Origin of the sequence: Bacillus cereus group sp. BfR-BA-01441, assembly GCF_022663075.1 — a bacterium.
Lineage (GTDB): Bacteria > Bacillota > Bacilli > Bacillales > Bacillaceae_G > Bacillus_A > Bacillus_A cereus.
This window is the reverse complement of record NZ_JAKUEU010000114.1, coordinates 1-12,474: the sequence shown is the minus strand read 5'-3', so window position 1 is coordinate 12,474 and position 12,474 is coordinate 1. Positions and strand designations below refer to the sequence as shown.

Below are 12,474 nucleotides of genomic sequence, written 5' to 3'. Positions count from 1 at the left end.
GAAAAGAACGACTTGCTAACAACCCAAAAGGGCTCGCAAATAGCTTGCGGGGCATGGGAACTGGGGCTCAGCCTTCATGGTGGGATGAGCTGAAAAACTTAAAAATACCTGTTCTTTTAATGAACGGAGAATATGATGAAAAGTTCTTCCGCATATTAAAAAACATCGAAAAATGCGTGTCTGATGCGAAATTTGTCAAAATTCATGGTGCTGGCCATGCAATTCATGTGGAACAACCGGAAAAGTTTGATACAATAGTAAAGGGATTTCTAAAAACTATGCAGTGATACTTTTTTCAGCAAGAAGGAAGCCACGCTTATAGGTGAAATCAGAAATATACAAGGAGGTAGTTGTAATGGCTATTGAATGGGTAAAAGAAGGCAATTACGAAGATATTATTTATTCAACATACAATGGTATCGCAAAAATTTCGATTAACCGTCCTGAAGTACATAACGCATTCCGTCCAAAAACGGTAATGGAGTTAATCGACGCTTTTGCACAAGCTCGTGATGATGCAAATGTTGGCGTTATCATTTTAACAGGTGAAGGTGGACGTGCATTCTGTTCTGGCGGCGACCAAAAAGTTCGCGGTCATGGCGGATATGTAGGTGACGACCAAATCCCACGTCTAAACGTATTAGACTTACAACGTCTAATTCGCGCAATTCCTAAACCAGTTATCGCAATGGTAGCAGGTTATGCAATCGGTGGTGGACACGTACTTCATATCGTATGTGACTTAACAATCGCTGCAGACAACGCTGTATTCGGACAAACAGGTCCTAAAGTAGGAAGCTTTGACGGTGGATACGGAGCTGGTTACTTAGCTCGTATGGTAGGCCACAAGAAAGCTCGCGAAATTTGGTACCTATGCCGTCAATACAACGCTCAAGAAGCACTTGATATGGGCTTAGTAAACACTGTAGTACCATTAGAAGAGCTTGAAGCAGAAACAGTACAATGGGCACAAGAAATTTTAGCAAACAGCCCAATGGCACTTCGTTTCCTAAAAGCTGCATTCAACGCAGACACAGACGGTCTAGCTGGTATTCAACAACTAGCTGGAGATGCAACGTTATTGTACTACACAACTGACGAAGCAAAAGAAGGTCGCGACGCATTCAAAGAAAAACGCAGTCCGGACTTCGGTCAATTCCCTCGTTTCCCGTGATCAAACCAAAAGCGGAAGCGGCTTGCTTAGGACAAGAGGGCGTTGGAACTCCTGACGTAGAGGCGCTTTTTGCCTCGTAGGAAGGCGTGAAACGACCGACTGTTCTAGCCGCTGTAGCTGGATGAAACCAAAAGCGAAAGCAGCTCGTTCAGAATGTGAGGGGGATGGAGCTTCTGACGTAGAGGCGCTTTTTGCCTCGTAGGAAGAAGTGAAGCCACCGAGCATTCTAGCTGCTGTAGCTGGATAAGACCAAACCGGAAACAAAACAACTAAGAGACTTGATATCATATCAAGTCTCTTTCTTTCATGAAAGGAGAATGAATGATGAAGACGATGCCAAATTGGTTAATGCAACGTGCATTTTTAACACCAGATCGCACTGCAATTGAAATAGAGGAAGAGAAAGTTACTTTTGTGCAGCTGCATGAAAAAGTAGTATCTGTTTGTGAACACCTCACGCATGTTGGAGTGGAGCGAGGGCAAAAGGTGGCTGTTCTGATGAAAAATGGTATGGAGATGATTACAGTTATTCACGCCCTATCTTATGTAGGTGCAGTAGCTGTGCTTTTAAATACGCGTCTTTCAAGAGAAGAGCTACTTTGGCAAATGGATGATGCTGAAGTTGTTTGTTTAGTAACGGATCAAGATTTTGATGCTAAAGATGTTCCTGTTTATTCATTCGCCGAAGTGATGAATGGACCAAAAGAGGAAGCCTCTATACAAGAAGAGTTTTCTTTAGAAGAAGCGATGACAATTATTTATACGTCTGGGACGACAGGCAAACCGAAAGGCGTTATTTTAACGTACGGCAATCATTGGGCAAGCGCAGTCGGTTCGTCGTTTAATTTAGGACTTCGTGATGATGATTGTTGGTTAGCCTGCATGCCGATGTTCCATGTTGGCGGGCTATCTCTTTTAATGAAAAACATTATGTACGGCATGCGTATTTTACTTGTTCCGAAATATGATGCTGATTTTATTCATAAAGCACTTCAAACGAGAGGAGTAACAATTATTTCTGTCGTTTCTAAAATGTTAACTGATTTATTAGAGCGACTTGGGGCAGAGACATATCCATCTTCTTTACGATGCATGTTACTTGGCGGAGGACCAGCGCCAAAACCACTATTAGAAGCATGTGTAGAAAAAGGAATTCCTGTATATCAAACGTACGGTATGACAGAAACATCTTCGCAAATTTGTACGTTATCCGCAGATTACATGTTAACGAAAGTAGGATCAGCTGGAAAACCACTATTTCAGTGCCAACTTCGTATTGAAAAAGATGGCGTAGTAGTACCGCCGTTAGTAGAAGGCGAGATCGTAGTAAAAGGACCGAACGTAACAGGCGGTTACTTTAACCGTGAAGATGCGACGCGAGAGACTATTCAAAACGGATGGCTTCATACTGGCGACCTCGGTTATTTAGACGAAGAAGGGTTTTTATACGTATTAGATCGCCGCAGTGATTTAATTATTTCTGGCGGAGAGAATATATACCCAGCTCAAATTGAAGAAGTGTTACTCTCCCATCCGGCAGTAGCGGAAGCTGGCGTTGTCGGCATGGCTGACGATAAATGGGGACAAGTACCAGCTGCTTTTGTTGTGAAAAGCGGGGCGGTAACAGAAGAAGAAATTCTTCACTTTTGCGAGGAGAAATTAGCGAAATATAAAGTGCCGAAGAAAGCATGTTTCTTAGAGGAATTACCACGTAACGCTTCGAAAAAATTGTTAAGACGAGAGCTAAGACAATTAGTGGAGGAGATGTAGGTGGAAATAAAAAAAGCGACACTGTATATAACGGAAATGCCACTCGTAATCCCGTTTGCTGCAAGCTACGGGACCTACGAAAAGCGTGAGAGTATCGTCATTGAATTAGAAGATGAAGAAGGGTACATTGGATTTGGCGAAGTCGTTGCGTTTTCTGAACCGTGGTATACGGAAGAAACGGTGAAGACAGCGCTGCATGTACTTCAGGATTTTTTATTACCTGATTTATTAAAAGCTGAAATTTCTCACCCGAATGAGGTACCGAGCTTGTTCCAGCATATAAAAAGAAACCGAATGGCAAAGGCCGGAATTGAAGGGGCTGTTTGGGATTTATATGCGAAGCGTCAAAAGAAATCGTTAGCGACATTACTTGGCGGAACTAGTCACGAAATTGAAGTCGGCGTTGTAATTGGGATCAATACGATTCCGGTTATGTTAAAACAAATTGAGAAGTACGCAGAAGAAGGATACGAGCGTTTTAAAGTGAAAATAAAGCCAGAGCATGATTATGAGTTATTGAAAGAAATTCGTAAAGAGTTTCCGCATATCCCGTTAATGGCTGATGCAAATTCAGCATATACATTAGGGGATACGGAGAGGCTGAAACGACTAGATGAATTCCAATTAATGATGATTGAACAACCGTTAGCGGATTACGATTTTCTTGATCACGCGGAATTGCAAAAGAAAATTGAAACGCCGATTTGTTTAGATGAAAGTATTCATAGTTTAGAAGATGCACGCGTTGCGATTACGCTTGGCAGCTGCCAAATTGTGAACATTAAACCAGGGCGAGTGGGCGGATTAACAGAATCGGTTCAGATCCATAATTATTGTATGGAGCATAACGTACCCGTTTGGTGCGGTGGTATGGTAGAAATGGGGATTTCACGAGCGCAAAATGTTGCGCTTGCGTCATTGCCTAACTTTACGATTCCAGGAGATATATCTGCTTCTAGTAGACATTGGGAGCAGGATATTATTTCGCCGGAAGTGACGCTTGAGGGCGGGAAAGTGATGGTGCCGCAAAGCGTTGATGCTGAGTATGAAGTAGATCGCGGAAGATTGGCGGAAATTACGAAGCAGAGGATTGTGTTTGAGCGGTAAATGGAAGTTTCATTAGGATGCCCGCAAATAGCGAGAGGATTTTGTCGTTCATTGTCGGTAAGTCGATATTCCTTGTTGAAGTGCTGATGAAACTTTATTCACTAACATAAAATCAAGAAAATGATATTCTTATGGGGCATAGCCACATCGCTATCAAGCTAAGGTTTTTAAGTACCCTCTAAACGAAAAGTTTATTTCTCTATAGTTAGTAATTTTGGGAAATCAGTTCATTTTTTGTTTTTGAGATGTTTACTTTTCTTAAGTTGATAGGCATGGGATCATCACATTAAAAAAGATAAATGTACGTTAAGGCATATTTTTGAAACATGTTAATTAGCTCACAGTTCACTATGCATCTTGTTTTGTTAAATATATTAAACCACCTCTCGATATTCGAGAGGTGGTTCATGTTTATTTATTCACAATTCTATTATATGAATTAATGGTTAAAATGTAGTAAACAAGGTAGATTACACCATACGTTGTCATAGCATAAATAAATGAAATGACATCTTGCTGTATGTCCGTACTATATTGTAAGGATACTGACATTGTTAACATGGCTGCATTTAGTATCCCAATAATTAGCGGAAAGAGAAATATAAATAATGTTTGTTTTGCTATGGTAGTCCGTACTTCTTTTTTATTTACACCAATTTTTCGTAAAATCTCATAACGATTTTTATCTGAATGTGCTTCTGTTAGCTGTTTGAAGTATATAACACTTCCTGTTGCAACTAGTAAAACTAATGCTAAAGAGCTAACTACAAAGATTTTCATCCCCGTAAGTGCCTTTATTTTTTTATACTCTTTATAGAACGTACGCATATGAGTATCGTTCCCTGCTAGCGTAATTACTATTTCAGATGTTTCCTTTGTTGTTTTTTCATTCGCTACTTTATAAGCTTTATATGTGATTGGACTGATTTGTTTTGCTACACTGTCAAACTTTGCATTATCAATTACAATGTATAAGAGCTCAGAACCAGAGGTTAGTCGTATCGCTTTTTTTTCTAACTTGTTGAGCTTAAAAGTATAATTTCCCGCAGGTAACTGAATATTGACTTTATGATCAATAAAATCAGTGGCTGGTTGATTAATGTATTGTTGGAATGCAATAGCATGCTCACCAGAAAGATTTGGTATATCTCCTAATTTTAGAATTTTGTTCATTTTATGAAATCCACTTTCTGAAATCAAATTAACAGATAGATCATTTTTATTTTGGAATGGTGCTGAAGTATTCCCTTTTACTTGAATAACCGGAATATCTAGTTGCGCTGTAATCGGATGATCTTTGTCTTTTGAAATAACCCGTTTGATTTGATTGTCAGATGTTTCATCTTTTGAAAGATGAATATAGCTAAAAGGAGCTGTTTCATGAGCATCTTTCTCAGTGATAGAATATTCCGAGAAACTCGCTTGAAGATATGGCAGTGCTACAGAAATTAGTAATGCGATAATTGTAAGCATAAGGGCATTTCCTTTTATACGATACAACAAGTGAGATGTTCCAATGATGTTAATCCCTTTATAGTAGTTCGGTTTATTTTTTTGTGCACGCTTTAGTAAATACACAGTTAAAGAACGAAATAATAAATATGTTCCAATAGTGACAAGGGGCATAGCAAGCATTGTTGCCCCGTGAAACATAAACCAATAACTACTTACGAGTAAAATAATCGAAACTACGGCAGAGACGATAGATGCTTTTGGTACTTTCTCCCCTCTTTTCTCTGCTTGGAATAATTCAATTAATTTAAAGCGATAAATTAAAAGATATGATTGAAGGGATGTAAAAATTGTAATGGCTGTAAATGTAATAGTGGTATTCATAATTGCTTCTATAGGAATACTAAAATTCACATCGACTGGAGCACCTACGAGTTTAAGGAGTAACATGATAAACAATCTGGATAATATTATTCCTAATACGAGCCCGCATATTAAAGTGATAGCCCCGATAATTACATTTTCAAAAAATAGCATTCTTGAGATGGTTTTTTTTCTAACGCCAAGTAGGGAGTATAGACCTACTTCTTTTTTACGTTTTTTCGTGAAAAATGCATTAGAATATCCAATGAAAACTGCTACGAATCCTATTAAAACGAAAGAGGTTTGTGACATTGTACCTTCCATATTATTAACGGCGTTTTTAATTTCTGGTGTATACAATAATGAGTTGAAAGTATAGCAAATCACGACACTAATCACCATAGAGAAAATGTAGAGAAGGTAGTTGTTTAAATTGCCTTTAATATTTTTTTTCGCTAAACTAAATAACGTCACTTGTACCACCTCCAAGAATGGACAAAACATCTAATATCTTTTTGAAAAAATCTTTTCCGGAAGAATTCCCCTTTACAAGTTCGGTAAACAGCGTACCATCTTTAATAAATAAAACGCGTTTACAATAGCTAGCTGCAAAAGCATCATGTGTTACCATGAGGATGGTTGCGTTATCTTCTTGGCTTAAATTTTGTAAGCTCTCCAATAAGTCTGCTGCCGATTTTGAATCGAGTGCACCAGTCGGCTCGTCAGCTAATATTAAGCTGGGTTTAGATACCATTGCACGTGAAGCAGCTGTACGCTGTTTCTGTCCCCCTGAGATTTGATACGGGTATTTGTCTAAAATAGAACGAATACCAAAACGCTCTGAAATCTCATTAACTCTGTTTTCTATTTCTCGTACATCCATTTTTGCCAGTGCAAGTGGCAATAAAATATTATCTTTTACTGTTAACGTATCTAATAAATTATAATCTTGAAAAATGAAACCGAGTTTATCCCGCCTGAATGCAGATAATTGTTCTTCTTTCATATTTAGTATGCTCGTCCCATCAATCAAAATCTCACCGGACGTCGGTTGATCTATGGTCGCCAAAATATTTAAAAGTGTGGACTTTCCGGCACCTGAAGGTCCCATAATTCCAACAAACTCACCTTCGCGAACAGTTAAATCAATATCATGTAATGCAGTAAATGTATTTCCTTTTGTTCCATACATTTTTTTGATTTGTTTTGCGTCTACTATTGATTTCATATATATAATTCCTCCATTAAAGACGTTATTTTTTCTTACAGGATTTATTCTATATGATGTAACCCTTCAATAACCTTACAGTTTTTTAGGTTAACCTTACAGTTTTGTCACCTTACAATAAATATTCCTTTTTTTCTTTATTTTTTCCACTATAATGTGAAATAGAAGATTATGCCATCGTAATTTAATGCAGCAGTATGGGAAGTAAATATACAACGTAAATTATCTTTAATATAAGATTTTGGAGGAATAACCGTGAAAATTATGATTGTAGAAGACGAAAAAACGATTAGAGATATGTTGGGAGAGACAATAGAAAAATGGGGATTTACTACAGTAAAGGTAGAAGATTTTGACCAAGTATTATCAATATTTTTAAACAATAGTCCTCATCTTGTACTAATGGATATTAATTTACCATCATTTGATGGATTTTACTGGTGTAATAAAATGAGAGAAACTTCAAAAGCGCCGATTATTTTTCTTTCATCTCGTAATACACCAATGGATATGGTAATGGCGATGAATATGGGTGGAGATGATTTTATTAATAAACCGTTTCATACTGATGTTTTAATGGCAAAGATTAATGCGCTCTTGCGCAGAACGTATACGTATATAGAAGACATAGAGTTAAATGTTATTGAGCATGATGGGGTTGTGCTCAACCTTAAAACCTACAATGTTTCTTATGTGAATGAAGCCATTACGCTAACTAAAAATGAATTTATTATTTTAAAACTTCTCATGCAAAATAAAGGAACAGTTGTAAGCCGAACAAAGATAATGCGCAGTCTTTGGGCTGATGAAAGATTCGTGGACGAAAACACCTTAACCGTTAATATTACACGGATACGCAAGAAAATTACTGACCTCGGTAAGGAAGGATTCATTACTACTAAGAAAGGGTATGGTTATATCATTTTATGAGTTTTTTTCAATATATAAAAGATAAACGATTCTTTTTCATACTGTACTTTATATTAATGTTGTTTGTTTCATTAATTATGGTTGTAAATGATAGTCAGAATCTCGTGATTAAAAATCTGTTCTATACTCACATTATTTGTTTCCTTTCCGTAAGTCTGTATATTACTGTTGGATATTATTATCGGAGATCTTTTTACCTGGAGTTAAATAATCTAATAGAGAATCAAAAGGAAGATTTTCCTATAGAATTGATTGAGCCACAAAATTATGAACAAGCTTTATATGTCAAAATGATAAAAATAGTACGGGACAATCATTCTAAGCAACTTCAAAAGTTGATTCACGAGAAAGTAGATCACCAAGATTTTATTATGTCCTGGGTTCACGAGGTAAAGCTTCCAATTGCCGCAAGTAATTTACTCATTGAGAACAGTACGGGAAAAACAGTAGATTTTCTCGTAGATAAGTTTGAAGATGAGCTGAACAAAATTGATAATTATGTGGAACAGGCTCTTTACTATTCACGGATTGACTCGTTTTCTAAAGACTATTTCATTACAGATGTACAGTTGAATCAAATCATTAAACAAAGTGTAAAAAAATATGCCAAAATCTTTATCACGAAACGAATTCACTTTCATATGGAGGAAGTGCAGAAATTCGTTCAAAGTGATAGCAAATGGCTTGCATTTATCATAGACCAAATCACTGCAAATGCTTTAAAGTATGTAAATGAAGGTGGAGAGATTTTTTTTCGTTTTGAGGAGGATCATGAAGAAAAACGATTGCTTATTCAAGATACAGGCATTGGGATAAAGCAAGAAGATATACATCGTGTGTTCGAAAGAGGATTCACAGGTTCTAATGGAAGAACACATACAAAATCTACTGGGATGGGGCTGTACCTTGTAAAACAAATGGTTTTGAAATTGGGACATGATATTTCTATTCAATCACAAGAAGGAAAATATACAAGGGTTACCATCCATTTCCCAAAAATAAGAAATTACTATCATTTCCTGTGAAGAGTAGACCAGGAATGCTTTTAGAATACTTTTAAAAAATATTAAAGTATGTCTATATGTATAAAGAGTTACCTAATATAGAAAGACACCCAAAAGTTATCAAAGGTTCTAATTCGCCTTTTCAATCTTCTACAGCAAAACGGGCGGAAATCTCATCGATATGAGAAGAAAACGGTCTTTGATATATTAGGTATCGTTTACAATTGTACCATGTCTGATAATCAAGCGGCTTAATTCAAAAAATGAAACCCTTTAGGGTTTATTTCGTATGCTAATCTTTAAATTTCCTTATATTTTTCATGTTGTAAACCTCCATTGTATTAATAATATTATTTTATATAGTATCACAAATATAATAGGTTAATAGTCATTATAATGTGAAGAAAGATACTTAATTGACGGAGAACTAAACAAAATAATGGATAACAAAACGATCGAACTTTTTATAAAAATTGCATAGTAATTTATGCTCTTAAGTTGATGGGGATTATTCTAGTAGGTAACCATTTCTTATTGTACAAATTGGATAGACTAGTTTACAATCGAGCGTATAAAAATGGAATGAAAAAGGGGGAGTAAAATGAAGCGCATTTCAATTTTAATAGCGGATGATGAGGCAGAAATTGCTGATTTAATTGAGATACATTTAGAAAAAGAAGGGTACCACGTCGTGAAAGCAGCTGATGGAGAAGAGGCAATTCATATTATTGAAACGCAGCCAATCGACTTGGTAATTTTAGATATTATGATGCCGAAAATGGATGGGTATGAGGTGACGCGTCAAATTCGCACGAAACATCATATGCCGATTATTTTTTTAAGCGCGAAAACTTCGGACTTTGATAAGGTGACAGGTCTTGTACTAGGCGCGGATGATTATATGACGAAGCCTTTCACACCGATTGAATTAGTTGCACGTGTAAATGCACAACTGCGTAGGTTTTTTACGTTAAATCAACCGAAAGTAGCGGAGAGTAAATCTGCTTTAGAACTAGGCGGAGTCGTAATTAATCCCGAGCGTAGGACGGTTGATGTATATGGTGAGCAAATTGAATTAACGCCGAAAGAGTTTGATATTTTATATTTATTAGCGAGTCATCCGAAGAAAGTGTACAATGTAGAAAATATTTTTCAGCACGTATGGGCAGACGATTATTATGAAGGTGGAAATACAGTAATGGTACATATTCGTACGTTGCGGAAGAAACTTGGAGAAGATAAAAGAAAGGATAAATTAATAAAAACAGTGTGGGGAGTAGGTTATACTTTTAATGGCTAATATGATGAAAAGTTTTCGATTTAAAATGATTGCCTTATTTGCGTTAAGTATGGTACTTGCAGCAACTGTAACTTATATAATTTATAAAGGATTGCAGCTGTATTATAAAACGATGGTTCGCTACGAAGAGCCTTTAGCACAATTTAGGTCAATGGTAAGGGAATTTGGAGACATTAATTTCTTTTTAATTTTCTTTATTCCGTTATCTATTATCTTTTTCTTCTTTTTGACAAAACCGTATTTAAAATACTTTGATGAAATTTCTAATGGGATTCATCATCTTGCGAACGGTAACTTTACGAATAAAGTTCAAGTTTCATCAAATGATGAGTTTGGAAATATCGCGCGTGAAATAAATGTTGCAAGTGAAAAGTTAAAAGAAGCTGTTGAAAGAGGAGACTTTGCTGAAAGTAGTAAAGATCAGCTTGTTGTGAATTTAGCTCATGATTTAAGAACACCATTAACATCCGTGTTAGGATATTTAGATTTAATTCTTAAAGATGAAAATTTAACAAAAGAACAAATTAAACATTTCTCCACAATTGCATATACAAAATCGCAAAGACTGGAAAGTTTAATTGATGAGCTATTTGAAATTACACGTATGAATTATGGCATGCTAAAGCTGGATAAAAAGCCGATTGATATAAGTGAGTTGCTTATACAGTTAGAGGAGGAATTGTATCCGTTATTAGAAAAACATCATTTAGAAGCTAGATTGAATGTGGCTCCTCATTTACCGATGCACGGTGATGGAAAATTGTTAGCTAGAGTATTTGAAAACTTGTTAACAAATGCCGTTCGTTACGGCTATGATGGACAATTTGTTGATATGAATGGGTATGTTGATAATGGAGAAGTTGTCGTACAAATTATGAATTACGGAGATAGCATCCCGGAAGAAGATTTACCGTATCTTTTTGATATGTTCTATACAGGTGATAAAGCAAGAACTGAGAACCGTGGCGGGACAGGCCTTGGACTATTTATTGCGAAAAATATTGTCGAGCAACATAACGGTACGATTTCTGCTGAGAGCAATGTAGTTAGAACGATATTTGAAGTACGATTGCCAAAAGACGAGAATGTAACAATTTAATAAAAATTTAAACTTTACCCCACTTTTTATTTTAATAGTTTTTTCTATTCTATACGTAAGTTACGTTAAGGAGGAACTAGAAATGAAAAAGTGGGTATTTATTTCTTTTTTTATAGTATGCACAGTATGTGTAGGCGTTTATATATCACCGTTATTTCAAAAGGAAATCGACGTTAAAATTGTCGGGAAAGATGAGCTAGTAAAGGCGGCAAACACCGATGGGAAAGAGATTACGAAGAAACAAATTTATAAGGGTGATTTATTATTAGTTAACAGGGATTACCCAGTAAAAAAAGATAGTATTAGGTCTGATATTATAAATGTAAATCATAATACTGAATTAGTGAGAGGCTATGTAATATTTGATAGAAATCTTCGTTTATCAAAGGATGTTGTGAAAAAGTTTTTGAACGTTGTCGATGCGGCTGGAAAAGAAAGTGTTAACCATTTTTTGATTAGTAGTGGCTATAGAGATTTCCAAGAGCAAAAACAGCTATATGAAAAAATGGGATCTGATTATGCACTTCCAGCAGGATACAGTGAACATAACTTAGGATTATCACTGGACATTGGGTCTACTCAAAAGAAAATGGAGAAAGCGCCTGAAGGAAAATGGATTGAAGAGAACGTATGGAAGCATGGCTTTGTATTACGTTATCCGAAAAATAAAAGTAACATTACAGGCATTCAATATGAGCCATGGCATATACGTTATGTAGGCTTACCTCATAGCGCAATTATGCAAAAAAAGAATTTCACACTAGAGGAATATTTAGAGTTTTTAAAAGAGGAAAAAGAGATTTCAACTGAAGTCGAAGGTAAGAAATATACTGTTTCTTATTATAAAGTTTCTGAGAATATGAAAGTGAACGTTCCAGCAAACAAGCAGTATGAAATTTCCGGGAACAATATGGATGGGGTTATTGTGACGGTTCAGGAATAGAAAAAGAGGTTGTTCCGTTTGGAGCAACCTCTTCGTATATATAAGAAAGGGATTGACGTTTTTTGTCGGTAAATCGATATTCTTTGTCGAATCGTTAATATATT

At 36.2% G+C, this 12,474-nt stretch carries 10 protein-coding genes and 2 pseudogenes; 10 read left to right on the top strand and 2 right to left on the bottom strand.

Annotation, left to right across the window (positions count from 1 at the left end; all coding sequences use genetic code 11):
* The 4 genes and pseudogenes from MR107_RS27130 to menC form a co-directional block, all read left to right on the top strand.
* Positions 1–287, top strand: a pseudogene (locus MR107_RS27130) (2-succinyl-6-hydroxy-2,4-cyclohexadiene-1-carboxylate synthase); the annotation flags it as partial.
* A gap of 68 nt (positions 288–355) precedes the next feature.
* Positions 356–1,174: a 1,4-dihydroxy-2-naphthoyl-CoA synthase gene (gene menB, locus MR107_RS27125; protein ID WP_000963881.1), complete on the top strand. Its 819-nt coding sequence runs from the start codon at positions 356–358 to the stop codon at positions 1,172–1,174.
* Positions 1,175–1,498: 324 nt separating this feature from the next.
* On the top strand, positions 1,499–2,944 hold the full coding sequence (locus MR107_RS27120; protein WP_242292940.1) for an o-succinylbenzoate--CoA ligase: 1,446 nt from the start codon (positions 1,499–1,501) through the stop codon (positions 2,942–2,944).
* Entirely contained in the window at positions 2,945–4,051 is a 1,107-nt protein-coding gene (gene menC / locus MR107_RS27115; RefSeq protein ID WP_242292939.1) for an o-succinylbenzoate synthase, read from the top strand. It begins immediately after the preceding gene.
* 411 nt (positions 4,052–4,462) lie between these two features.
* Here menC and MR107_RS27110 read toward each other — a convergent pair whose 3' ends face one another.
* Positions 4,463–6,340 (bottom strand): FtsX-like permease family protein, encoded by a 1,878-nt coding sequence (locus tag MR107_RS27110; RefSeq protein ID WP_242292938.1) that lies wholly within the window; start codon positions 6,338–6,340, stop codon positions 4,463–4,465.
* The gene (locus tag MR107_RS27105; protein ID WP_053563466.1) at positions 6,327–7,094 is read right to left on the bottom strand and encodes an ABC transporter ATP-binding protein; all 768 of its coding nucleotides are present in this window, start codon (positions 7,092–7,094) and stop codon (positions 6,327–6,329) included. Before MR107_RS27105 ends, MR107_RS27110 begins: the two co-directional genes overlap by 14 nt.
* A 255-nt stretch (positions 7,095–7,349) precedes the next feature.
* Between MR107_RS27105 and MR107_RS27100 the strand changes: the two genes are divergently transcribed.
* From MR107_RS27100 to MR107_RS27075, 6 genes and pseudogenes are all read left to right on the top strand, one after another.
* Positions 7,350–8,024, top strand: a complete 675-nt coding sequence (locus MR107_RS27100; protein WP_053563467.1) for a response regulator transcription factor — start codon at positions 7,350–7,352, stop codon at positions 8,022–8,024.
* On the top strand, positions 8,021–9,049 hold the full coding sequence (locus tag MR107_RS27095) for a sensor histidine kinase (RefSeq protein WP_053563468.1): 1,029 nt from the start codon (positions 8,021–8,023) through the stop codon (positions 9,047–9,049). The genes MR107_RS27100 and MR107_RS27095 overlap by 4 nt, the downstream gene beginning before the upstream one ends.
* 81 nt (positions 9,050–9,130) lie before the next feature.
* Positions 9,131–9,283, top strand: a pseudogene (locus tag MR107_RS27090) (IS4 family transposase); the annotation flags it as partial.
* Between the two features lie 346 nt (positions 9,284–9,629).
* The gene (locus tag MR107_RS27085) at positions 9,630–10,328 is read left to right on the top strand and encodes a response regulator transcription factor (RefSeq protein WP_000822489.1); all 699 of its coding nucleotides are present in this window, start codon (positions 9,630–9,632) and stop codon (positions 10,326–10,328) included.
* Positions 10,321–11,427, top strand: a complete 1,107-nt coding sequence (locus MR107_RS27080) for a sensor histidine kinase (protein ID WP_000002598.1) — start codon at positions 10,321–10,323, stop codon at positions 11,425–11,427. The genes MR107_RS27085 and MR107_RS27080 overlap by 8 nt, the downstream gene beginning before the upstream one ends.
* Before the next feature lie 82 nt (positions 11,428–11,509).
* Positions 11,510–12,370, top strand: a complete 861-nt coding sequence (locus tag MR107_RS27075) for a M15 family metallopeptidase (RefSeq protein WP_242292937.1) — start codon at positions 11,510–11,512, stop codon at positions 12,368–12,370.
* The last annotated feature ends 104 nt before the right edge of the window (positions 12,371–12,474 follow it).